The organism is Anabaena sp. CCY 0017, assembly GCF_963920885.1.
GTDB lineage: Bacteria > Cyanobacteriota > Cyanobacteriia > Cyanobacteriales > Nostocaceae > Nodularia.
Genome location: NZ_CAWUDG010000003.1, coordinates 1 through 24204, shown reverse-complemented (window position 1 = coordinate 24204; position 24204 = coordinate 1). Strand labels below are relative to the sequence as shown.

Here is a 24204-nt window from a genome sequence, read left to right as displayed (position 1 = left end):
CTACTCACTTGCAAACTGCTGTATTTCTGCCAAATTACTTCTTATCTGCCCTCCTCACTGGTGTTTTGGTTATTTCTCCATAGTGGTAACTTTGTATTCTCCAGGTCTTTGTTCCTGTTCTGGTATAGGAGTAGTTTCTGGAACTACTGGAGACTCACTAGGAGATAATTTAAATTTTGGCAGCTGTCGCGGGTTGAAATATCTTTTTAATGACGGTTTTTCAGGGTCGGGAGCAATTTTTGTGGGTAACGGTATTGATTCACCTGTTGACATTCCCTCTGGTTGTTCTTCCTGTGTAGGTGACTCACTAGATTTTGGCGTTTCTGGTTTAGCTAATTTTTCCGGTGCTTCAACTTGAGGTGTGGGAATGATCTCAGGTTTTGCTTCTAATGCAGGTGATTCAATAATTTCTGGTAGTGTCGGGGGTAAACTGGTTGATGGTTCCGTTGTCGGGACTGAACGACGTTGGAAAAATCCCTCAAATTTTGGCGTTTCTGGTTTAGCTAATTTTTCCGGTGTTTGAATTTGAGGTGTGGGAATGATCTCAGGTTCTGCTTTTGATGCAGGTGACTCAATAATCTCTGGTAGTGTCGGGGGTAAACTCGGTGACGGTTCTATTGTCGGAACTGCACGACGTTTGAAGAATCCCTCAGACTTTGATTTTTCGGTTGCTTCAACTTGGGGTGTCGGTTTTACGGGTGTTTCTGGAACTTCAGTTTTAGGAATAATCTGAGGCTGTGATTCTGGTGTTGTTTCAACGCTGGGGGTAGGTGTAGGTTCAACTACTGGTTTCTGAGCAGTGTAATTGGGGTCTACAATACTACGCGCCTGATCTGCTTTTAATTCTCCTCTGACAATTCTCGAAAGTGTGTCTTTACCCTTGGGCTGATAATTAATCAGTCTGGCTGTGGTATTGAAGGCATTTTTTAGAGGATTTCCCTGATTATCGAGGAATTCTAGTTTTACCCAATTGTTACCGGGTTTGAATCCCTTGAGGTAAATTGGTTGCCAGCGATCCAAAATGAAGCTTTCATTATTAATAGTGCAACGGATGCGCCAATCGCTGACTGTATCGTTAGGGTTGTCTTCAGCTACCAGGCGCAGAGGCGCGTTAGTTAAATAAAAGTCCAGTAAAATTGGTTCTGCTCCGTAACTGCCTTTAGGACGACTGTAGGTCAACACTGGCAGAGTAGGATCAGGGTTGTTATCCTCAGTTTTAGTGAAAATATGGAATGTTGTCTGGGCGTAAGCACCTTCATTTTTAAAGCTTTCGTGCCAAGGACGAGAAGCAAAAACGCGTAGAGTATGTGTACCAGGGGAAACATCTGGCAAAACTAGAGGCTGATTGACATCGTAAACAGCTATATAAGGTTGGTTATCGAGAATTACGTGTAGATGAGGGCCTAATTCCAATTCAGGATCTTTAAATATTGGTATATCCTTGACCTGAAAGCTGACTGTAACTGTATTATCTTGAATAACTTCATCAGGTTGGGGGGATAGGATTGTCACCTGTGGCCGATAATTTTCCAAGGTGAGACGTAGTTCCTGAATTACCTCTGGTGGCGAAACTTCCGAAAATTGCGGAGAAATCTGAGAAATTTTAGGCGGGTTATTTCTCTGGCTCACAGGCACTTCTTGGCTACCAGCTTTTTCACCACAACTGGTTAAACTCAATACCAGCACCAATGTCATCAGCCACTTAAAAATAGTAAATCTCAGAGAAAATATTTGCTTTAGCACCCCTGGCTGCCACAATTTCATGCATTTCATCCTAGTGATGGTTGGTCGTCAGTAACTGATTAAGTTATTTTGACTTAAACCGTGCATCAGACACCATAGCCCAAAAGGTAAAGTTTTTTCTACACCCTTTAACATTTTCTTTAGATGTTTTCAGCTCACTTTAAAATAATTAATAATTTTTACAGGCTTTTGCCGTAGCAATGGAAACATAAATAAAAAAAATTAGGTATATCAAGCTGTAATACCCGCTAAATGGGGTTAATTGGGTTAAACGATAAGTTTGTCAAATTGTTATCCTTTGTAAATTAAATGGAGAAACTCTTGACTTTTAGCTCAAAAGTTGGAATATAAAAGGCTTATAAGGCCATGATTTCAGCTAATTTGAAGCTAATTTGAATTATTGTTAAAATGTCTTTAACAATGCACCTGTAATGAGTCTATAATTCAACAGAAACAAACTTCCACATAGAGTCTTCATCACTGCTCCAGGAATTTCTGTAGTTTGCGACTAGGTTTAACTTTGTGGTATTTATGATTCCTCATTCCTTACTAAGAGAGGAGGTCGAATGACGATTAGTCCTCCGGAGCGAGAGGAAAAGAAGGCAAGAGTCATAGTTGATAAAGATCCGGTTCCTACCTCATTTGAAAAATGGGCAAAGCCAGGACACTTCGACAGATCCTTAGCCAAAGGTCCCAAAACCACCACCTGGATTTGGAATCTTCATGCCCTCGCCCATGACTTTGATACACATACAAGCGATTTAGAAGACATTTCTCGTAAAATCTTCGCGGCACACTTCGGACATTTATCCGTAGTAGCGATTTGGTTGAGCGGGATGTTATTCCACGGCGCTAAATTCTCGAATTACGAAGCTTGGTTAAGCGACCCACTAAATGTGAGTCCCAGCGCTCAAGTAGTTTGGCCCATTGTGGGACAAGACATTTTAAATGGTGATGTCGGCGGTGGATTCCGCGGTATTCAGATCACCTCTGGCTTGTTCCAAGTATGGCGCGGCTGGGGAATCACAAGCTCATTCCAGCTTTATGTCACAGCTATTGGCGGCTTGGTACTAGCAGCATTGTTCTTATTTGCTGGTTGGTTCCATTACCACAAGCGCGCTCCCAAACTGGAATGGTTCCAGAATGTGGAGTCAATGCTGAATCATCACTTGGCAGTATTGCTAGGTTGTGGTTCCTTGGGATGGACTGGACACCTAATCCATGTGTCAGCACCAATCAACAAACTCATGGATGCGGGTGTAGCTGCTAAAGATATACCTCTGCCCCACGAGTTCATTTTGAACAAAGACTTGTTGACAGATTTGTATCCCAGCTTTGCTAATGGGTTAACACCATTCTTCACCTTGAACTGGGGTCAGTATGCTGACTTCCTAACCTTCAAGGGCGGTTTGAACCCTGTAACAGGCGGCTTGTGGATGACCGATATTGCCCATCACCATTTGGCGATCGCGGTTCTGTTCATCATTGCTGGTCATATGTACCGTACCAACTGGGGTATCGGTCACAGTATTAAAGAAATCCTGGAAAACCATAAAGGTCCCTTCACAGGAGAAGGTCATAAAGGTTTGTATGAAAACCTGACCACATCCTGGCACGCTCAGTTGGCAACTAACCTTGCTTTCTTGGGTTCACTGACCATCATCATTGCTCACCACATGTACGCAATGCCTCCGTATCCTTACTTGGCAACGGATTACGCGACGCAATTGTGTATATTCACCCACCACATGTGGATCGGTGGCTTCTTGATTGTCGGTGGTGCGGCTCACGCAGCCATATTCATGGTGCGGGATTACGATCCTGTTGTGAACCAAAACAACGTGTTAGATCGTGTGATTCGTCACCGGGATGCTATTATTTCCCATCTGAACTGGGTGTGTATTTTCTTAGGCTTCCACAGCTTTGGTTTGTACATCCACAACGATACAATGCGTGCCTTGGGTCGTCCCCAAGATATGTTCTCCGATTCGGCAATTCAGTTGCAGCCAGTATTTGCTCAGTGGGTGCAAAACTTGCACACCCTAGCTCCTGGTGGTACTGCTCCTAATGCTATAGAGCCAGTTAGTTACGCTTTTGGCGGCGGTATTTTGGCTGTCGGCGGCAAAGTGGCAATGATGCCTATTGCTTTGGGTACAGCGGACTTTTTAGTTCACCATATTCACGCCTTCACCATTCACGTCACCGTCCTGATTCTGCTCAAGGGTGTGTTATACGCCCGTAGTTCTCGTCTGATTCCAGACAAGGCAAACTTAGGCTTCCGCTTCCCTTGCGACGGTCCAGGCCGTGGCGGTACTTGCCAAGTATCTGGTTGGGACCACGTGTTCCTCGGATTATTCTGGATGTACAACTCCCTATCGATTGTGATCTTCCACTTCAGTTGGAAAATGCAATCAGATGTCTGGGGAACAGTAGATGCAGCAGGTAATGTGTCTCACATTACTGGTGGTAACTTTGCCCAAAGTGCCATCACCATCAACGGCTGGTTGCGTGACTTCCTGTGGGCGCAAGCTTCACAAGTAATCAACTCCTACGGCAGTGCTTTATCTGCTTATGGTCTACTCTTCTTAGGCGCTCACTTTGTCTGGGCATTCAGCTTAATGTTCCTGTTCAGCGGTCGCGGCTACTGGCAAGAACTAATTGAGTCCATTGTTTGGGCGCACAATAAGTTGAAAGTAGCACCAGCAATTCAGCCTCGCGCTCTGAGCATCATTCAGGGACGAGCTGTAGGTGTAGCTCACTACCTCTTAGGAGGAATTGTGACCACCTGGGCATTCTTCCACGCACACATCCTTTCAGTAGGGTAGCAATTCACTTCAGAAGTGCTGGGGGCTGGGTGCTGGGTGCTGAGTGATCAAAGCTCAAAACCTAGTACTCAAAACTCAGAACTTCAAAAGATGACACCTGATGGCTAAAAGTCAGAGGATTTCTCAAACCTATGGCAACGAAATTTCCAAAATTTAGCCAGGATCTCGCACAGGACCCGACTACCCGTCGGATATGGTATGCGATCGCTACAGGAAACGACTTTGAAAGCCACGATGGCATGACTGAAGAAAATCTTTACCAAAAGATTTTCGCCACTCACTTCGGTCACTTGGCAATCATTTTCCTGTGGGCTTCCAGCCTCCTGTTCCACGTGGCCTGGCAAGGTAACTTTGAACAGTGGATTAAAGATCCCCTTCACATCCGCCCGATCGCCCATGCGATTTGGGATCCCCACTTTGGTGAACCTGCCATTGAAGCATTTACCCAAGGTGGCGCAAGCAATCCTGTAAACATTGCTTACTCTGGTGTTTACCACTGGTGGTACACAATCGGGATGCGGACGAACAGCGAACTGTATACCGGTTCTGTGTTCCTCCTCTTGTTATCAGCGTTATTCCTATTTGCTGGTTGGTTGCACTTACAACCCAAGTTCCGTCCTAGCCTCTCTTGGTTTAAGAGTGCTGAACCCCGCCTGAACCATCACTTGTCAGCGTTGTTTGGTGTTAGTTCTTTGGCTTGGGCTGGTCACTTGATTCACGTTGCTATCCCCGAATCTCGCGGACAGCACGTTGGTTGGGATAACTTCCTCACCACACTGCCCCACCCAGCAGGTTTGACTCCGTTCTTCACAGGTAACTGGGGAGTTTACGCTGCTAACCCTGATACTGCTGGCCATATTTTTAGTACATCTGAAGGTTCAGGTACAGCGATTCTGACTTTCTTGGGTGGTTTCCATCCTCAGACAGAATCCTTGTGGTTGACCGATATGGCTCATCACCACTTGGCGATCGCAGTTATCTTCATTATTGCTGGTCATATGTACCGGACTAACTTTGGAATTGGTCACAGCATCAAAGAAATGCTGAATTCCAAATCTGGTTTAGTACCTGGTAGCAAGAGTGAAGGTCAATTCAACCTGCCTCACCAAGGTTTGTACGACACCATTAACAACTCGCTGCATTTCCAGTTGTCTCTAGCATTAGCAGCACTGGGAACCGCCACTTCGTTGGTAGCGCAGCATATGTACGCTCTGCCTCCTTACGCATTCATTGCTAAGGACTACACAACTCAAGCAGCGCTGTACACTCATCACCAGTATATTGCTGGCTTCTTGATGGTTGGTGCTTTTGCCCACGCCGCCATCTTCTGGGTACGTGACTACGACCCCGAACAAAACAAAGGCAACGTACTTGACCGGATATTACAGCACAAAGAAGCGATTATCTCTCACCTCAGCTGGGTATCGCTATTCTTGGGCTTCCATACCCTTGGTCTGTATGTACACAATGACGTAGTAGTAGCTTTCGGTACTCCTGAAAAGCAAATCTTGATTGAGCCTGTGTTCGCACAATTCATTCAAGCTGCTCACGGTAAAGTACTTTACGGTTTAGACACATTGTTGTCTAACCCTGACAGCATTGCCTACACAGCTTATCCTAACTACGGAAACGTTTGGTTAGGTGGCTGGTTGGATGCCATTAACTCTGGTACCAACTCCCTATTCTTAACAATTGGCCCTGGCGACTTCTTGGTTCACCACGCATTCGCTTTGGCTATTCACACCACCACCTTGGTACTTGTTAAAGGTGCTTTGGACGCTCGTGGTTCCAAGTTGATGCCCGATAAAAAGGACTTCGGCTATGCGTTCCCTTGCGACGGTCCAGGCCGTGGCGGTACTTGTGACATCTCAGCTTGGGACTCTTTCTACCTAGCGATGTTCTGGATGTTGAACACCATTGGTTGGGTAACTTTCTACTGGCACTGGAAACATCTAGGTATTTGGCAAGGTAACGTTGCTCAGTTTAACGAAAACTCTACATATCTCATGGGCTGGTTCCGTGACTATCTCTGGGCTAACTCGGCTCAGTTGATTAACGGATACAATCCTTACGGCGTGAATAACCTGTCTGTTTGGGCTTGGATGTTCCTATTTGGACACCTTGTTTGGGCAACCGGTTTCATGTTCCTGATTTCTTGGAGAGGCTACTGGCAAGAGTTGATTGAAACCCTTGTTTGGGCGCACGAGCGTACTCCTCTAGCTAACTTGGTTCGCTGGAAAGATAAGCCTGTTGCTCTGTCTATCGTTCAAGCTCGTTTGGTAGGTCTAGCCCACTTCACTGTCGGCTACGTCGTTACCTACGCGGCGTTCTTGATTGCCTCTACTGCTGGTAAGTTCGGTTAATTCGGCTACTAGTTTTGTAGGTTAATAAAAATCCCCTGCCGCAAGGTGGGGGATTTTTTCATGGTTTTGAATGATGTTTGAAAATTGCTGTAACCTTCGCCATGAGAAATCTCTCTATTTGATGAAGAATTTAAAATTAACTGTGAGTTAATCTTCTCGAATACATACAAACCTAGAGGATTTTTGGTATGGTTCGCGATGTATTCGAGTTACCAGCGCCGCCAGTTAACTCTATTGTTGGACATTTACTTGAACTTGGACAAGACCCGTTAGGATTTCTCACCCGTTGTCGTGACTATGGTGATATTGTTCCCTTACAATTTGGGTTAACACCCACTTGTTTAGTGACTCATCCTCAATACGTAGAACAAGTTCTTAAAAATCGCCAGGATTTTATTAAAAGCCGAGGTTCCCGCGCCTTAAAAAGCTTACTAGGAGAAGGCTTATTAACCGCAGCAGGAGAATCCTGGTTTTGGCAACGTCGCCTGATTCAACCAGTATTTCACCAAAAACGGATTAATAAATATGGCGAAGTCATGGTGGAGTACACCAACCGAATGCTGCAAACTTGGCACGATGGTGAAACTCATAATATTCATGCAGATATGATGCAGTTGACGCTGCAAATAATTATGAAGTGCATCTTTAGCACCGAGGTGGATGAAGGGGAAGCCAAAGTTGTTGCTAATGCACTAGATGTAGCCATGCAGTGGTTTGAAAGTAAGCGGCGGCAAAATTTTTTGGTGTGGGAGTGGTTCCCAAGACCGGAAAACATCCGTTATCGTCATGCTATTACCCAAATGGATGAAGCTATCTACAAACTGATTCAAGAACGTCGCCACAGTCAGGAGCAAACTGATGATTTGTTGACTATGCTTATGGAAGCAAAAGACGAAGAAACAGGTCAGCAGATGGATGATAAACTGCTCCGCGATGAAGTAGCGACCCTGATGTTAGCTGGGCATGAAACCACTGCCAATGCTTTATCCTGGGCGTGGATGCTTTTGGCACAAAATCCCGACGTGCGCCAAAAATTAGAATTAGAGCTAAATCAAGTTTTGCAAGGAAAATTACCCACACTCGCAGACCTGGGGCAATTAGTTTATACACAGCAAATTATCAAAGAATCCATGCGGTTATACCCTCCAGTATCTATACAGGGGCGGGAAGCAGCAGTTGATACCCAGATTGGCGATTACGAAATTCCCCAAGGGATGACAGTCATGATGAGTCAGTGGGTGATGCATCGTCATCCCCAGTATTTTGAAAATCCTGAAGCTTTTCAACCAGAACGTTGGACACAGGAGTTTGAAAAGCAATTACCTAAAGGAGTATATATTCCCTTTGGGGATGGGCCAAGGATTTGTATTGGTAAAGGTTTTGCTCAAATGGAAGCGGCTTTGTTATTGGCAACGATCGCTCAAAGGTTCCAAATAGATTTAGTTCCAGATTATCCCATTGTGCCACAGCCTTCAATTACCTTGCGTCCAGAACATGGACTGAAGGTGCAACTCAAGCAAATTGGGTTAGACGCTTCTCAGGACGGGAAACGTCAACAAGTAGAAACTTCTTTTTAGGGACTTCCAAATAAAAAAACACCCAACCACCTAACGCAAGAAACCTCTCAAACTCTCATGACTCTGTGTCCTCTGCGTCTCTGTGGTTCGTTTATTTGGATAATTTATTTCTTGGAAGTCCCTTAGCTACAAAAAAATATCATCGCTTAACTATTCTGCCCCACCCTGCACTTCATGTCAGACGTGGGGCTTCTTTTTGTTTGAGCTAAAATCTGCTAGATTAACTCGGAACGCATAGTCCAGTTTAAAATTGTCAGGTCTTGTTGCAACTACTAACTTGGGATACGTCAAAATCATGAAACCATTTCTTTTTGTCTCCGACTTGGATAACACCTTTGTAGGTGATGACAACGCTTTAGCCGCATTGACAAAATCACTTGGTCAACATCGTCAAGCATACGGCACTAAGATTGTTTATGCTACAGGGCGATCGCCTATACTTTACCGCGAACTCCAAAAAGAAAAAAATCTTATGGAACCGGATGCGTTAGTTCTCTCTGTGGGTACGGAAATTTATCTGGATGGTAAAGATACCCCCGATGCTGGTTGGTCAGAAATCCTCTCCTCTGGATGGGATAGTGAATTGGTATTAAAAATCGCTCAGTCTTTTCCTGAGTTGGAACTGCAACCCGATTCAGAACAACGGGCTTTTAAGGTCAGTTTTTTCTTAAAACAAGAGGTAGCAGTAAATGTCTTACCGCAACTAGAGGCAGAGTTACTCAAATCTAAATTAAATATAAAATTAATCTATAGTAGCGGTATTGACCTTGACATTGTGCCTCTTACCAGCGATAAAGGTCAGGCAATGCAGTTCCTCCGTCAAAAGTGGAGCTTTGCAGCAGAACAAACAGTTGTCTGCGGTGATTCAGGTAATGATATTGCTTTATTCGCTGTCGGCGAGGAACGGGGAATCATAGTTGGGAATGCACGTCCAGAGTTACTCCAGTGGCACAACGAGTATCCCGCTAACTATCGTTACCTGGCACAAGCTGTTTGTGCTGGTGGAATTCTCGAAGGTTTAAAGTACTTTGGTTTCTTAGAATGATTAGCTATCTCAAAGGGATTGTCGCTGGTATTCAAACAATTGGCGGGGGTCGCATGATGTTGACTCTCGAAGTTAATAATTTGGGGTATGATTTGCAAGTTCCGCAACGCTTGGCAAAACAATTGCCAGAGTCGGGCGGAGTGACACAAATTTTTACCCATCTGCAAATTCGCGATGAAGTGCCGTTTCTCTACGGCTTTGCTTCACCCGCCGAACGTGATTTGTTCCGTCAATTGCTGACTGTAAGCGGTATTGGCACTGCTAGTGCGATCGCACTCTTGGACACTTTGGAAGTTCCAGATTTAGTCCAAGCCATTATCGCTGCCAATACCCAAATCTTAATTCAAGCCCCTGGTGTAGGCAAAAAAACCGCAGAGCGCATCTGTTTGGAACTGAAAACCAAGTTAGTCGAGTGGCGCAAATCAGCAGGCTTCTTCGTCGCTACAGGCGGTCCCGCACCAGGGATTTTAGAGGAAGTGCAAATGACTCTTTTCGCTTTGGGATATAGCGCCGATGAAGTTAGTCACGCCTTACACGTAGTCAGTGAAGACATTGGACTCACAAAAGACGCTTACGTGGAAGATTGGATTAAACAAGCGATCGCTCATCTTAGCAGCAGCGAAGAAGTTACCCATTCGTAATTCGTAATTCGTAGTTCGTAATTCGTAATTAAGAAAGTCTGGGTTTTCAGGATTGCATCTATTTTTATTGGTACTGCTTATATCATGTCCGCCTAATTAGTTATCATTCTGTGCATCCGTGCAAAAACTGCAAAATTCTCTTTCCCCCTGCTCCCTGCTCCCTGCTCCCCTGCTCCCCTGTACCCTATGCCCGAATGGCACTAAGATAACGGCAAATCAATCCATTTATAAGGCTTTTGGGTGTGGGGTGTGGGGTGTGGGGTGTGGGGAATTAAGAAGTTGTTGAACACATGAACGTACTAAAATTCAATTTTATTAAACACTACACCCAACACCCTATCCCCAACACCCTGCCCTAACGAGATTTCGGCTTATCTTAGTGCCATTCCCCTATGCCCCAAGACCCTTACAATTGGATAGAAGCATCTCTAGCAACTATTCACAAAGCTAACTGGTATCGCTGTGTACAGACAATCGACGGTCGCCCCGGTGCGACTGTGCTTTTGGCTGGAGAGGAGGTAATTAATTTTGCCAGTAATGATTATTTGGGATTGGCTGGGGATGAACGCTTGATTAAAGCGGCAATTCATGCTGTTGAAAAATTTGGGACTGGTAGCACTGGTTCTCGATTACTCAGTGGTCATAGGGAATTACATCGGGAGTTGGAACAGGCGATCGCATCTTGGAAACAAACAGAAGATGCGGTAGTATTTAGTTCCGGGTATTTAGCAAATTTGGGTGCGATCGCAGCTTTAGTAGGTAAGCGTGATCTAATTTTATCTGACCAATACAATCATTCCAGTCTGAAAAATGGGGCGATTCTTAGCGGTGCAGAATTCCTGGAATATCCCCACTGTGATGTAGCAGCGTTAAAAACTCAACTAAGTCAGCAACGCCAAAACTACAGACGTTGTTTGATCATTACTGATAGCGTTTTCAGTATGGATGGTGATTTATGTCCATTACCAGTATTATTAGATATAGCCGATGAGTTTAGCTGTATGCTGCTCATCGATGAAGCTCACAGTACTGCAGTACTAGGAAAAACTGGTGCAGGATGCGTAGAACATTTTCACAGCACAGGTAGGATCTTAATTCAAATTGGCACGTTAAGTAAAGCCTTGGGCAGTTTAGGTGGCTATGTAGCGGGAAGCGCCAACCTCATAGATTATTTACGAAATCGCGCCCCCAGTTGGATTTACACTACCGCACTTTCACCGGCAGACACCGCCGCAGCTTTAGCAGCAATTAAGATAGTACAACAAGAACCGCAACGTCTGACGCAACTATGGCGGAATGTGGACTACTTAAAAAGGTTAATTACAGAACAATTACCTCACCTGAAATTATTACCTACAGAATCACCCATAATCTGTTTACAGTTACCCAGTGCAGCAGATGCACTCAGTGTTGGTAAACAGCTAAGAAGTAACGGCATTTTTGCCCCAGCTATTCGTCCCCCCACAGTCCCTACAAGTCGGATACGGATATCTGTGATGGCTACTCATGAAGCCGCACATATTGAAAAATTGGTATCAGTTCTCAGCGAGATTTTATAAATTCAGCGTTTGCGTAAGCGTTCAGGCAAAAAAGCTGAGTCAGAACACAGCCAGTATTTGGCTAAAAAATTTAGACTTGCTTCCGCAGAACTACTATCGTAAATCTATTGAGACTGCTAATATCAGTCTGGAATCCTGTTCTGTACATTTGTAGTTTTGTACACACTATTTAGACTAGCCGCTATGCAAATTAGTATTCCAGATGAGATCAAGAAACAGTTTCATGCAGCTTGCGCTTTACGTGGGCTGAAGATGGGTCAAGTTGTGGTGCAGTTAATCAAGCAATGGTTGGCTAGTGAAACTCAATCGGTTAGTGAATTAAAGGGGTGAAGCATTGCTGTGAATTGAAGTTTGTCAGCAGTATTGTTAATTCACCTAAATAAAACGAATGCAACCACAAAAAGCTCGACGCAATCGAGGCGTAATCTTGACCCTCCAAGGCTGGGATAAACTTCAAACATCCAAAGCTCAAGCAGAATGGGAAGAGAATGCTGGAGAGAGTTTTTCTTTAGAAGAATTAGGCGATCGCACACAATTAGCTATGCATACTATATCCAAAATATTGGGGCGTTTGGAACCTGTAGACAAAAGTTCGTTGCAGTCTGCCTTTACTGCCTTTAATTTGGAGTTTTGTAAAGCGGATTATACCCGACCTAGCCCCCCTGACGATTTAGAAGTCAGACGGGCAAATCCTCAGTATGACTGGGGTGAAGCACCGGATGTATCTGTGTTTTGTGGTCGCTCAGAGGAACTGGTACAGCTACGACAGTGGGTATTAGAACAAAGGTGTCGTTTAGTTGCGTTATTAGGAATTGGTGGCATTGGCAAAAGCACTTTAGCAGTCAAGTTAGGATTGCAAATTCAAAGCGAATTTGAAGTAGTGGTGTGGCGAAGTCTGCAAAATGCACCACCAGTAGAGGAACAATTAACCAACATACTGCAATTTTTGCTGTGGGCGTTGCGAAAGGAGATGGTAATCCCTGAAAGCTTTGATGGCAAACTCTCAAAGCTAATGGAATGTTTGCAATCAAACCGATGTTTGCTGATTTTAGACAATGTAGAGACAATTCTCTCTGGTCGTCAAGCAGGGCAATATCATCCTGGTTACGAAGGATATGGTCAATTACTTAAGCGCGTTGGGGAAGTACCTCATCAAAGTTGTGTTTTGCTTACCTCTAGAGAAAAACCCAGAGAAATTGTCACTCTAGAAGGAGACAGAACAGGAGTGAAATCTCTGCCATTAAAGGGATTAGATCCTACCGAGGGACAAAAGTTATTTCAGCAAAAAGGACAATTCATAGGTACAGAACGAGAATGGCAAATACTCATCGAGCATTATGGGGGTAATCCCTTAGCGCTGAAGATGGTCGCAGCCGGCACCCAAGAGCTTTTCAATGGTAAGATTACCCCTGTTTTGGAATATATGCAACAGGGCATACTAATTTTTGAGGACATCCACAACTTGTTAGAACGCCAATTCCAGCGTTTATCGGCGGTAGAAGAGGAAGTAATGTATTGGCTGGCAATTAATCGAGAGCCAGTATTCCTTGCCCAGTTAGCTGAGGATATTTTCACATCTGCTGCCAAAGGTCAATTACCGCCAGCAATTAAATCTCTACGGCAAAGGTCATTAATTGAAAAAAGCGGCGAGCATTTCTTCCTGCAACCAGTGGTGATGGAATATGTGATACAGCGATTGATTGAAAAAATTTATAAAGAATTAGTAGCAGAAAAGTCTGTTTCTCTAGGCTTACTTCAAACCCATGCTTTGATTAAGGCAACAGCCAAAGACTACATCCGGGAGACACAAAAGCAATTAATTGTGCAACCCTTACTTGAGCAATTGTTGTTGGAGATGGGTAGTCAACAAAAGCTGGTAATTTTATTGCAGGATGTACTGGAGGAGCAAAGACATCAAGCTGCAATATTAACTGGGTATGCGGGGGGCAATGTCCTCAACTTGTTAGCACATTTGCAAATAAATTTACAGGGGTATGACTTCTCAAATTTGAGCATTAGGCAAGCTGACTTACAGGGTGTAAATCTAGCTGGAGTAAATTTCCAAAATACTGCTTTTGATCAGTCTGTATTTGCTAAAAGCTTGAAAAGTATTTATTCACTTGCCTTGAGTCCAGATGGAACACTGTTGGCTACAGGTGATATGGATGGGCAAATTCATTTGTGGCAAATGGCAGATGGAAAAAACTTGATGACATTTAAAGGACATGAAGGCATTATTTGGACAGTCGCCTTTAGTCCAGATGGGCAAACTGTGGCAAGTTGTAGTTTTGATGGATTGATCAAATTGTGGGATACACAGACAGGAGATTGTTTAAAAACTTTCGATGAACATACAGGGATAGTTTGGTCTGTCAGCTTTAGTCCAGATGGTCGAACTTTAGCAAGTGGTAGTCAAGACACTTCAATTCGCTTGTGGGATATCAATAAAGGTAAATGTCTCAAAATACTGCACGGTCATAATAGTTGGGTGTTTTCAGTCAGTTTTAATCTTGATGGTTCTATCCTAGCCAGTGGTAGTCAAGATTGCGATATTCGCTTGTGGGATATCAATAAAGGTATCTGTATAAAAACTTTGCCAGGTCATGATGATAGGGTATGCTCGGTTCGTTTTAGTCCAGATGGTAAAACTCTTGCCAGTGGTAGTAATGACTCCAGTGTCAGGTTATGGGATGTGAGTAAAGGTCTGTGCGTAAGAACTTTACAGGGTCATAAAGATTGGGTATGGTCAGTTTGCTTTAGTTCAGATGGTCAAACCATCGCTACAACTGGTAATGACTCCAGTGTCAGATTGTGGAATGTGCTACAAGGTACGTGTATGAAAATTTTACACGGACATACCAGTGAGGTGTACTCAGCTATTTTTAGTGCAGATGATCAAATCTTATTTAGTGTTGGTAGAGATTCTCGGTTGTGCTTTTGGGATGTAACTAAAGGAGTGTGCATGAGAACTTTACAGGGTCATTCCAGTGGGGTGCTTTCGGTCAGTTTTAACCCTGTATGCCTGCGGCAAACCTACGGTGAAAGCCCAGCTTCCTCGAAGGGGATTGATTGTCTGTTGGCGACAGGTAGTTATGATGGTTTAGTTCAGCTATGGGATGTTGAGTCTGGGGACTCTACTAAAATTTTACAAGGTCATACAGATTGGGTATGGTCAGTTAGCTTTACTCCAGATGGTTCTATACAGCAGTTCCCGGTGTTATGAGGTACAGATATTAATGATAAAACTCTTGTGGTGCGGGCATCTTGCCCGCTATGTGTACCTCATAGCAGAAGGAAGTGCTGTATTAGCAAGTTGCAGTGATGACAAAAGCATTAAGCTGTGGGATGTTATTTCTGGTCATTGTATTACAACCTTATATGGTCATAGCGGTGGAGTAACATCAATTAGCTTTAGTCCAGATGGTCAAACCTTAGCTAGTGCTGGTAGGGATGGGAGCGTGAGGTTTTGGGATATTTACAAGCATAAATGTGTAAAAACATTAGCAGGTCACACGGGTGGAATCTGGTCAGTTAGCTTTAGTCCAGATGGTAATACTTTAGCTACAGCTAGTCAGGACTGCTTGGTTAAGTTGTGGGATGTGGGTGAAGGTAAATGTATAACAACTTTGTCAGGTCACACTGATGCAGTCTGGTCAGTGAGTTTTAGTCCAGATGGTAAAATACTTGCTAGTGGTAGTATTGATGGCTCAATTCGATTGTGGGATACTAGTAACTTTACTTGCGTAAAAGTGTTGCCAGGACATACTTCTACTGTATGGTCATTGAGTTTTAGTCCGGATGGTTGCACCTTGGTATCCGCCAGTTCTGATCAAAAAATTTGCTTATGGGATATCAATAACTTTACCTGTTTAAAAGTGTTGGATACTTATAGTAGTGGAGTATGTTCTGTTTGCTTTAATTCTGTTGGTAATATCTTGGTTCATGTTAGTCAAGATCAGGGAATTAAGCTTTGGGATGTGGGAACAGGTGAGTGCATGAAAACCCTGAAGGTAGATCGCCTTTATGAAGGGATGAACATCAGGGGGGTGACTGGGTTAACAGCAGCACAGCGATCGGCGCTCTTGGCTTTGGGGGCTGTGGAAGGTATGGGGTAGGGTTTTGGGAGAGTTGGGAAGAGAGCGATTCAACTCAGATATAAACATCAGGGGTGCTACAAAATTAACCTAAGTGTAGAAAGTCGCTTTTTTGTCTAGTTTGTGGTTCTGGTGGTAAACCCAGTTCCTTGCGAAGTGCCTCACTATACTTTGCTTTCTCCCAATTTTTAGCTTTCCTGACTTGCTCAGGAGTTAGTTTTTTATCACTGCTAGAGTCGGGATTGATATATCTGAGGTCAGCACTATTGAGGTCAGCACCTCTGAGGTTAGCACTGCGGAGGTCAGCACTGCGGAGGTCAGCACTGTTGAGGTCGGCACCTCTGAGGTCAGCACTGCTAAAGTTGGCATCCTTAAGATTGGCACTGCTGAGGTTAGTAAAGCTGAGGTCAGCACTGCTAAAGTTGGCATCCTTAAGATTGGCACTGCTGAGGTTGGCATCTTTGAGATTGGCACTGCTGAGGTCAGCACTACTCAAGTCTAGATTATTTATAAGTTCTGCATCAATCAGAAATTTAACAACACTTCCCTTTCGTTCTCCGTCTTGATCCAACCTTCTTAGCACTGATAATGTTCTAGCGCGTCCTATGTCAAGTGCTGCATCTAGTAAAGGATATTCGGGATCTGTTTCTTTTAACTTTTTATCAATTAATACTTTTAGGTTTTTATCAATCAACAGTTCTGACATCCGGTCAATATAAGCCTCTAAAGCTTGCTCGCACAAATTACCATTTGCTATTTTTTTCTCAGTGTCAGCCTGCTTTTCAGAACGCCTCTGTTCTGCTCTTTCAAAGTAAAGCAGTGCGAAAGGAATAGCGATCACACCACCTAAACTCAACCAATCCCATAAAGTCTTGGCAGATTGGAAGTTTTGTGTTTCCTTATTCGTTATTTTAATAACTTCTTGAGTTTTGGGATTGATCTCTTTTTCTGTAGTTACTGATTTATTTGAGTCTTGTCCAATACCAGTCCATTCGCCAACTCCTTCAAAGGGATAAAGTTTTGCGAAGATTGCGATCACTCCAAGCAAGGTAACGAAGACAGCAATTCGTATCAATGGCTTTCGCCAAGTGGACAAGTACTTGACCAAATTAGTAAACTTCTCGTCCTGTGCGTTCATAAATCACCACAAACAAATTCTATAACATTAATTAGTTAGGAGTAAGTCGTGCTTACAATCCGATTACGAAGGTATTCAAAAAGCTAGAGAGTGACAAAAAACTGAAAAGTTTTACCAACAGTATGCACTGTATCCAGGTATTAAAGGAAATATCTTTCAAAGAGGATATTTTTTGAATTAAGCCACTGCCATTATATCGAGTTAGCTAAATCTAATTTACAAGACACTTTAACGACTAAAGTTATCAATCTAGGTCAATTTTTCGCATGGTTAAAAGAGAGACAAGCTAAAACTCATCTAATTTTCTTGCCTTGTAAAAACAAGAGCTTTTTCAAAAATACGATTGCCCACAAGATATCCCGGATAAACCGTCCATAAAATTGGACCAGCTTCTTCACAACCCAACGTAGCCTCATGTTTTTCGGATTTAAATACATTCCCTTTTTGTTCTATCCAAAGATTACCAGGAGGATCGGCACTAGCAATTTTTTTCACCAACTCAAGACCTTTTCTAACTAAGCTATCAGTATTAGCTCGAATTTCTTCAGAAATATTTGTTTCCTCTGGCATTTGTAGAGCAGTATAAATAGATCGACTGATGTCTTTAATAGCTTTAGTAAATTCCTCCTCATTCTGCAAACGTGCCGTAGTATCAGCACTACTTGTTTTATCGAATAATTTCAGTCCTTGTTTAATTAAGTTTTCAAGTTTATTACTAAGTGTTTCAGGGATTTGAGAATTCTCTTCTATTTCCAAAGCTCTATAAAAAGACTGTCTAATAACTTTCAGAGCATTTTCTAATATTTCCGGTGAAAAACTGCTATTTCCTGTAAACATCTTCATTCCATTAATAATAATTTTTTCAGAAAAAACCGACTTAATTCTAGCAATTTCTTGTTTGCGATTTGATTTCAAATCTGAATTTTGCTCACAGAGGTAATGAAATATTTTATCGCTAACCGCATTAAATTCTTGGCTTTTGAGTTGTTTAAATTCCTGATACAATATGTGATGTTGAGGTTTAGTATCACCACTTATATGTGTGGTGTACGTAGTAGTTTTATCTCTGTTATGTGCTGCTAGTTCACCTAGTATTTTATTTTTTTCTCTAACTAGTTCATCCCGCTCGTTTTTTAGAACATTGTACTTTTCCTCACTCTGCCTAATTTTATCTTCAAGTTGTCGCAAATGTTGCTGGGGTGTATTTGTTTGAATTGGTCTAACGTAATTATCTCTTTCTTTACTAAGTTGTTGATTATTTGCTTCCTGAAATTTTATAACTGGTTTCTCTAATTTTTCGTCATTTTTCTCTAAGGGTTCTACCTTCTCTTTAAGTTTTTCGTGTTCTTGAAAAACACTGGTACACAACCCTAAGCGTTCGTTTGTCGAAGATATGAATCCTACTACTTTATCAATATCTTGATAGTGCGGTTTATTACCAATTTTTAAACTTAAACTTTCCAGCCATCCCAAGATTTGTTTCAATCCGGAAATTATATGTTTCAATGTGTTAGTTTGATCTATCGCAGTTTCAAATTTATTTGATATTGGTTTTAAGTCATTTTGACTTGGTTTAAAGAACTCTTTCCCTTCGCTTGACGTTTGCAATTCGGAAGGCGGGTTTTCAGTTATTTGTGGTTGTAAGGCGGTCTTTTCTTGTTGAGTTGATTTACCTGTTCCAATTCCCACGCTGTCGCATACTTTTTCTGTGGGGACTTGTTCAGTTTTGTTCTCAGTTATTTCCCCCTCGTTAATTGGTGTATTTAATGATTGTTGTTCTTTTTTGGGTTCTTCTGGCATTTGTGTATTCATGTTAAACTCCTAAAATTTCTGGAGAGTAAGTTGATGAAAAGCGCAGTGTAGTATCGCACTTTTTCCCTGATGTTTTATCTTTTGCCTCTACTTTTATTTCTGTCTTGCCAAAATACATTGTTACCTCAACCTCTCGGTTGATTCCACCTGTAGTATCTGGCATTTCAACTGTCAATTCTCCGAGTTTCTCAACCTCAGGCTCGTCAGTGTAACGAACCTCTCGTTTTTTAGTTGCGTAAAACTGTAAATGCATGCTTGTAGTCTTATGATGAAGAGGTGTTATATTGTGTACGACTGCTTGATTTACACCAACACTGTCTCCAGCTACAACAAAAACCTTAAAGCGATTATTGCACATGGCTTCTTTATAATCAGGTACAATAAGTCTTTTACTTTCTGGATCTTTATCAACATCAAATGGAAGGCTTACACCACAACCGTAAGTTAAACGACTGCGCCTTGTACGAATGGTTTCAGGATTCAATCCAAAAGACACAGATCCTTGTACAATAGCCTCACCTGGTTCCGTGGGCATAAAAATTTGTTTGACTCTAGCACCAAACCTTTTTTGAATTTGCTGTCTTAACAGAGGAGATTTAGAAAATCCTCCTACAAGATAGATGTAGTCACATCCTTGACTACCTAGCTTTGCAAACTCTTCTTCGACTTTTGCTACTAAACCTTGTAGCAGGGGGTCGAATATACCTTTCATTATCTCATGGCTGAGGCGAATTGTGTTATCGTCTCCATCTTGTTCAGCAGCTAGATTTTCTAGAATTTTTGAGTAGTCTTTGCTTAATATTTTGTAAAGTTTTGGTGGGAGAGGAAAGTAAATTATACTGTTTCCCTTTTCAGGGTCAAAATCACACTTGATTCGTTCCCACTCCGCCATCATTTCTAGGTAATTTATAGGTTCTTCATCATGGAAACGTTCGATAACTTCAGCAGTAAGTTTCTTTTCTAAATATTCTTGAAAATTTTTATCTACATAAGTTGAACCATACGCAGCGCCTGTTCCTTCAGCGACCTCTTGCAATCCTTTTCCTGAGATAACTTCATGAACTGTGATATCAATTGTGCCACCACCACAGTCAACCACCATAAAACGAGTTCCTGGATCTAATTGCAAATTCTTTCTCTCTTGCAAATAGAGAGCAGCAGCTTCTGGTTCTAAAACCAGCAAAAGACGTTCCGCTTCAGTCTCTGACGAACCGATTAATTCAGCTTGTTGTGCAGCGGATCGCATCAATTGTTTCTCAGCATCTGTCCATATAGCTGGTATGGTTAAACACCATCTAATTTGCTCGTTACGTAAATATCCTTTAGTTGCTTCTTTGATTTCTTTCAGTGCAAGGTCTTTAAGTAGTCTGAGATAATCTGCTATTAAATCAATTACAGCAAATTCCTTTCCGTTATTTGTAGTTATTACAGGCCCATTTGCATTTTTTTGTTTACCCTCTCGTAATTGCATTTTGAAGTTTTGAAAAAAGTTGTGTTTATCAGCGTCTTTTTGTAATTCTGCCAATTTTTTTCTAGCATCAAAACCCCAAGCTATTACTTCCCTATTTGGAGAGTATAAGAGATGACTTTGGGTTTTTGGATAAGGGGCTGGCGCACCTGACCAATCGATTTTTCCATAAATTCTGGTATCATCAGTAAAAGCATAAGCATAGCCGGATCTTGATGTTCCAAAATCAATTCCAATAACTAGGCTAATAGATTGATTATCAATTGTCATGTTTCCTTTCCATTATTAAATAGGTGTAACTGAAATTAGCTTATGCACTTAATAATATGAAACGTGCATATATAGCTAATTAAAAACTTAAATCTACTTTATTAATTTAATTAAATAGATTAGCTGGTTCTTGTTGCAGTTTTTTAAATTCCTTGTAACTTTTTATTTGTAAAGTTTGATGGGATTGTTACATTTTACAGTTTGCGTACTTTCCCCAACTGACACAAGGCAACTTTAGCAAGTTAAGTGCAACTTAAGCCTTTCGGAGACAGGGAGAGCGATCTCTTTGCTACTACTCTTGTCAGAACGTTCACATTAACCCCATCATCAGGAATGCGATCGCTCACATCAACCTCATCATCAAAAGTGCGATCGCCTATCTGACATAATTACTCAGAGTGCGATCGCTTATTTGACATAGTTGCTCAGAGTGCGATCGCTACATTAACCCATCATCAAAAATGCGATCGCTCACATCAACCCCATTATCAGAAGTGCGATCGCCTACACCAACCTCATCACTAAAAGCGCGATCACTACAATTCCTAGCCTGGATCTTTCAACGTGAGAATAACTGTTCTTGTCGCATCCTCCCAACCAATAGATATGTTAAATACCTGAAGGTCAACAGCCTTTATGTAAGTTATGTCGCCTTGACTAACACGATTAATATTAGGCGATAACTCAGTGATATCAATTTCCACCCCATTAATAGAACCTAGACTATCCCACCAGTCAAGAGGTATATACGCATTATTGTTAACTATAACTCCCTTACCTTCATATACTTGACCATTTACATCAACATTAATGGTTGAAAAAGATGGAGGTGGGATAATTTTCTCATTTTTATTTATCCAAGCATCTAAACCATTTGCAATACCTGTTGCATATAAATCACGTTTATTTTGTATGAGCGCTCTATCATCAGCGTTAGTGATAAACCCCAATTCTATGAGGAGTGAAGGTACTTTCACATCACAACAAAAACCTAATCTACGTACAGCAGCTTGTGTATCTGGTTTAACTCCTTGACCATGAGTAGATAGACCAGGAACTTGAGACACCATAGCCTCTAACAGCAATTTGGCATTTTGTCTACGCTCATCATTGTTACGAATATAAAAACTACTAGCACCTCTTACGGAGATATTGCTAAAGGCATCAGCATGAAGCTCTAAAGCCACATCACCGCGTTTAGCTTGTCTATTAATCCAATCAATCGTTGGTCTGACTCTTAATTCAGGTACAACTGATACTTTTAAACCTCTAGATTTTAATTCTTTCTCAACTGCATCGCATGTCAACTTCATTTCTGCGGCTTCTTTAGTACCTCCGGCTACTGCGCCAGGATCACCAGCGCCATGACCGGCTGAAAGAAAGATGGTTCCCATATCATCCTTGGAAAAATTGCTAGTTGTGTAGCTACACGTTACGTACTTTCCCTTACGTACACAAGGCAACTTTAGCAAGTTAAGTGCAACTTAAGCCTTTCGGAGATCCGGAGAGCGATCGCCCACATCACCCATCACCAGAAATGCGATAAGCGAAGCTTAATGCCTTTGGCATATCGCACCCATGACTTTTTAACCAAGTCAAGAAGGTGATATCATGGCTTAGGTATCCAACTAGGAAAGTGTTTAGCAAACAAAAAAGCTCCGATTAGGCAAAAGCTACCAGAGATAATTAAAGTATTAGGAGCGCCAATTTTATGAGCTAAACTACCTATCAATAAATTGCCAAAAGGTTGAATTCCTACAAATGTCACTGTAAATAAACTCATCACCCGTCCGCGTTTGTCATTCTCAACAATTGTTTGTAATATTGTATTGCTAGAGGCAATTTCTAGAATGCCACTAAAACCAATAACTAATGACATTAACAGAGAAAACCAGAGTACATTGGAGCTACCAAAACCAATTAGTCCAAGGCCACAAATTGCTGTAGCAAACAGCATCAATTTTCCTGAATGTAGTTCAATGGGACGAATGTTCAGATAAATTCCTCCAAATAGCGCTCCAAGTCCTGCTGCTGCTGTTAGGAAACCAAGAGTACTGGCATCACCATGTAAAATTTCACTGGCAACAATTGGTACGATTGTAGGATAAGGCATTGCAAACAGACTAAATAATGCCAGCATCTGTAATATGGCTCGAATATGAATACTGGCGAAGGTGTAAGCGAATCCTTCTTTAAATTGCTGCCAAAAATTAGCCTTTTGGGTAGCTACTATCTGGGGCTGAAGCTTTATACTCGATAAGGCAAAAATGACAGCTACGTAACTAATCGCATCAATCAAAAAACAATATCCACTTCCTAAGCTGACAATAATAATACCTGCAACAGCAGGCCCAATTAATCGCGTCCCAGTGACAAGGACAAAATTTAGTGCAATTGCATGAGGTAAATCTTCTTGTTTATCTACTACCTCTTTGATAAATGTATCTCTAGTAGGTGAATCAAAAGCGTCAATTAAACCTTGAAATAAACTTAAACCAACAATATACCAAATATTAATAGAATTGCTTAAAGTTAAGATGGCTAGAATCAGTGATTCAAGCATTGCGAGTTTTTGAGTTAAAATTAAAAGCTTATGAATATTGCATCGGTCAAGTATAACCCCAGCAAAGGGTGTCAAAAAAAAACAAGGAATTTGACTAATAAATCCTACTATTCCTAGCATCAATGCTGAATGTGTTAACTGATAAACTAGCCAAACAGTTGCAACATTCGTCATCCAAGTACCAATTCTGGATATTCCTTGTCCTATAAAAAAAAGACGATAGTTTCTTGACTTTAATGCTGCTGGAATTATCTTGGCAGAGAGCAATTTTTTTGTCATTAATTTATCTTTATAGATAAGTAAAATTTTTGTTTACGCAGGCGTTCTTGCCTCTGGCACTACGAGCAATCCTATACGCAGTATTTTGGAAAATGACCCAAATACTGCATTTTTGAATGCATGACAGCTTCAGTATTAGGGATTAGTTTGCGTATTTTCCAGTAATTACACCAGGCAACTTTAGTAAGTTAACTTAAAGTTAATGCTTTCTTAAACTTTCCCAGAGCGATCGCTTTGCGGCTACCTTTGGCATAACGCCGACATCAACTCCATCATGAGAAGTGCGATCGCTGATTTGAGACAGTTGCGAAGCGTGCGATCGCCCTCCTTGATGCATCCAAGCCCTGGGTAAAGCCTCGAACATAGTGGACTTTATTTTCAACACCCCAATATCCACGAATACACGTGGCAAATTCTGGGGCTGTTAAAATGAAGAAATGTAATAACGAGTTTCAATAGTGACTTCAATATAGCGCCTACATTTAGAATGAAATAGTCCTGGAGTATCAGGGATTTAGCAGAAATGCAGGTATTTCCAGGATATGAAAATAGACTAGCAGCCCAACAACTACCGTATAAACAGTTGAACCACCCAAACCCAGCAGTAAATCTCTTTTGAGGTTCCGCTTCTCTTCTGTGAGGAACATATCCATTGCTCCCATTTGCATCATCACAATTCCCAACACATTGGAGAGCCAATAGCCAATAATTGTGAACGGTAAAAACCAATTAGGTTTAGCCCAGCTTACCAGATAACCAAACAACAGTGCGATCGGGAGCAACGCGATTTTGTGAGTTTGGACAAAAAACAAGCGATCGCTAATAAT

General features: G+C 41.9%; 18 protein-coding genes. 10 read left to right on the top strand and 8 right to left on the bottom strand.

The features are described 5' to 3' along the window. Positions 1 to 69: 69 nt before the first annotated feature. Positions 70 to 1764, bottom strand: a complete 1695-nt coding sequence (locus ACM0OW_RS04540; RefSeq protein WP_414548859.1) for a hypothetical protein — start codon at positions 1762 to 1764, stop codon at positions 70 to 72. 545 nt (positions 1765 to 2309) lie between these two features. Between ACM0OW_RS04540 and psaA the strand changes: the two genes are divergently transcribed. The 9 genes from psaA (at position 2310) to ACM0OW_RS04495 (ending at position 15868) form a co-directional block, all read left to right on the top strand. Continuing rightward, positions 2310 to 4568, top strand: coding sequence for a photosystem I core protein PsaA (psaA, locus tag ACM0OW_RS04535; protein ID WP_414548858.1), 2259 nt, complete (start codon positions 2310 to 2312; stop codon positions 4566 to 4568). 131 nt (positions 4569 to 4699) lie between these two features. Continuing rightward, positions 4700 to 6931, top strand: coding sequence for a photosystem I core protein PsaB (gene psaB, locus ACM0OW_RS04530; protein WP_414548857.1), 2232 nt, complete (start codon positions 4700 to 4702; stop codon positions 6929 to 6931). 188 nt (positions 6932 to 7119) lie between these two features. After that, a complete protein-coding gene (locus ACM0OW_RS04525; protein WP_414548856.1) occupies positions 7120 to 8508 on the top strand; it encodes a cytochrome P450 in 1389 nt (462 codons plus the stop codon). A gap of 295 nt (positions 8509 to 8803) precedes the next feature. Beyond that, positions 8804 to 9553: a sucrose-phosphate phosphatase gene (locus tag ACM0OW_RS04520; protein ID WP_414548855.1), complete on the top strand. Its 750-nt coding sequence runs from the start codon at positions 8804 to 8806 to the stop codon at positions 9551 to 9553. Then, complete coding sequence (gene ruvA, locus ACM0OW_RS04515) at positions 9550 to 10194, top strand: Holliday junction branch migration protein RuvA (protein ID WP_414548854.1); 645 nt, start codon at positions 9550 to 9552, stop codon at positions 10192 to 10194. Before ACM0OW_RS04520 ends, ruvA begins: the two co-directional genes overlap by 4 nt. Positions 10195 to 10586: 392 nt before the next feature. Continuing rightward, a complete protein-coding gene (bioF, locus tag ACM0OW_RS04510) occupies positions 10587 to 11753 on the top strand; it encodes an 8-amino-7-oxononanoate synthase (protein ID WP_414548853.1) in 1167 nt (388 codons plus the stop codon). Between the two features lie 183 nt (positions 11754 to 11936). Then, complete coding sequence (locus ACM0OW_RS04505; protein WP_414548852.1) at positions 11937 to 12083, top strand: plasmid partition protein ParG; 147 nt, start codon at positions 11937 to 11939, stop codon at positions 12081 to 12083. A gap of 58 nt (positions 12084 to 12141) precedes the next feature. Further along, on the top strand, positions 12142 to 14976 hold the full coding sequence (locus tag ACM0OW_RS04500; protein ID WP_414548851.1) for an NB-ARC domain-containing protein: 2835 nt from the start codon (positions 12142 to 12144) through the stop codon (positions 14974 to 14976). Positions 14977 to 14989: 13 nt separating this feature from the next. Beyond that, the gene (locus ACM0OW_RS04495) at positions 14990 to 15868 is read left to right on the top strand and encodes a WD40 repeat domain-containing protein (protein ID WP_414548850.1); all 879 of its coding nucleotides are present in this window, start codon (positions 14990 to 14992) and stop codon (positions 15866 to 15868) included. Positions 15869 to 15932: 64 nt separating this feature from the next. Here ACM0OW_RS04495 and ACM0OW_RS04490 read toward each other — a convergent pair whose 3' ends face one another. The 3 genes from ACM0OW_RS04490 to ACM0OW_RS04480 form a co-directional block, all read right to left on the bottom strand. Further along, a complete protein-coding gene (locus ACM0OW_RS04490) occupies positions 15933 to 16985 on the bottom strand; it encodes a pentapeptide repeat-containing protein (protein WP_414548849.1) in 1053 nt (350 codons plus the stop codon). Between the two features lie 297 nt (positions 16986 to 17282). Continuing rightward, positions 17283 to 18797 carry a hypothetical protein gene (locus ACM0OW_RS04485; protein WP_414548848.1) on the bottom strand — a complete coding sequence of 505 codons (1515 nt, stop codon included), beginning with the start codon at positions 18795 to 18797 and terminating at the stop codon, positions 17283 to 17285. A 1-nt stretch (position 18798) separates the two neighbouring features. Next, positions 18799 to 20535 (bottom strand): Hsp70 family protein, encoded by a 1737-nt coding sequence (locus tag ACM0OW_RS04480; RefSeq protein WP_414548847.1) that lies wholly within the window; start codon positions 20533 to 20535, stop codon positions 18799 to 18801. A gap of 246 nt (positions 20536 to 20781) precedes the next feature. Between ACM0OW_RS04480 and ACM0OW_RS04475 the strand changes: the two genes are divergently transcribed. Then, the gene (locus tag ACM0OW_RS04475; protein WP_414548846.1) at positions 20782 to 20919 is read left to right on the top strand and encodes a hypothetical protein; all 138 of its coding nucleotides are present in this window, start codon (positions 20782 to 20784) and stop codon (positions 20917 to 20919) included. 161 nt (positions 20920 to 21080) lie between these two features. Here ACM0OW_RS04475 and ACM0OW_RS04470 read toward each other — a convergent pair whose 3' ends face one another. From ACM0OW_RS04470 to ACM0OW_RS04455, 4 genes are all read right to left on the bottom strand, one after another. Continuing rightward, positions 21081 to 21929, bottom strand: coding sequence for an N-acetylmuramoyl-L-alanine amidase family protein (locus ACM0OW_RS04470; RefSeq protein WP_414548845.1), 849 nt, complete (start codon positions 21927 to 21929; stop codon positions 21081 to 21083). A gap of 215 nt (positions 21930 to 22144) precedes the next feature. Next, the gene (locus ACM0OW_RS04465; RefSeq protein ID WP_414548844.1) at positions 22145 to 23377 is read right to left on the bottom strand and encodes an MFS transporter; all 1233 of its coding nucleotides are present in this window, start codon (positions 23375 to 23377) and stop codon (positions 22145 to 22147) included. A gap of 199 nt (positions 23378 to 23576) precedes the next feature. Continuing rightward, positions 23577 to 23741: a hypothetical protein gene (locus ACM0OW_RS04460; protein ID WP_414548843.1), complete on the bottom strand. Its 165-nt coding sequence runs from the start codon at positions 23739 to 23741 to the stop codon at positions 23577 to 23579. 142 nt (positions 23742 to 23883) lie between these two features. Beyond that, complete coding sequence (locus tag ACM0OW_RS04455) at positions 23884 to 24204, bottom strand: hypothetical protein (protein WP_414548842.1); 321 nt, start codon at positions 24202 to 24204, stop codon at positions 23884 to 23886.

Bases quoted from the DNA above. Each gene is read 5' to 3' on its own strand.
- ACM0OW_RS04540 (WP_414548859.1), bottom strand. From the start codon at position 1,764: ATGAAATTGTGGCAGCCAGGGGTGCTAAAGCAAATATTTTCTCTGAGA.
- psaA (WP_414548858.1), top strand. From the start codon at position 2,310: ATGACGATTAGTCCTCCGGAGCGAGAGGAAAAGAAGGCAAGAGTCATA.
- psaB (WP_414548857.1), top strand. From the start codon at position 4,700: ATGGCAACGAAATTTCCAAAATTTAGCCAGGATCTCGCACAGGACCCG.
- ACM0OW_RS04525 (WP_414548856.1), top strand. From the start codon at position 7,120: ATGGTTCGCGATGTATTCGAGTTACCAGCGCCGCCAGTTAACTCTATT.
- ACM0OW_RS04520 (WP_414548855.1), top strand. From the start codon at position 8,804: ATGAAACCATTTCTTTTTGTCTCCGACTTGGATAACACCTTTGTAGGT.
- ruvA (WP_414548854.1), top strand. From the start codon at position 9,550: ATGATTAGCTATCTCAAAGGGATTGTCGCTGGTATTCAAACAATTGGC.
- bioF (WP_414548853.1), top strand. From the start codon at position 10,587: ATGCCCCAAGACCCTTACAATTGGATAGAAGCATCTCTAGCAACTATT.
- ACM0OW_RS04505 (WP_414548852.1), top strand. From the start codon at position 11,937: ATGCAAATTAGTATTCCAGATGAGATCAAGAAACAGTTTCATGCAGCT.
- ACM0OW_RS04500 (WP_414548851.1), top strand. From the start codon at position 12,142: ATGCAACCACAAAAAGCTCGACGCAATCGAGGCGTAATCTTGACCCTC.
- ACM0OW_RS04495 (WP_414548850.1), top strand. From the start codon at position 14,990: ATGATAAAACTCTTGTGGTGCGGGCATCTTGCCCGCTATGTGTACCTC.
- ACM0OW_RS04490 (WP_414548849.1), bottom strand. From the start codon at position 16,985: ATGAACGCACAGGACGAGAAGTTTACTAATTTGGTCAAGTACTTGTCC.
- ACM0OW_RS04485 (WP_414548848.1), bottom strand. From the start codon at position 18,797: ATGAATACACAAATGCCAGAAGAACCCAAAAAAGAACAACAATCATTA.
- ACM0OW_RS04480 (WP_414548847.1), bottom strand. From the start codon at position 20,535: ATGACAATTGATAATCAATCTATTAGCCTAGTTATTGGAATTGATTTT.
- ACM0OW_RS04470 (WP_414548845.1), bottom strand. From the start codon at position 21,929: ATGGGAACCATCTTTCTTTCAGCCGGTCATGGCGCTGGTGATCCTGGC.
- ACM0OW_RS04465 (WP_414548844.1), bottom strand. From the start codon at position 23,377: ATGACAAAAAAATTGCTCTCTGCCAAGATAATTCCAGCAGCATTAAAG.
- ACM0OW_RS04460 (WP_414548843.1), bottom strand. From the start codon at position 23,741: ATGTTCGAGGCTTTACCCAGGGCTTGGATGCATCAAGGAGGGCGATCG.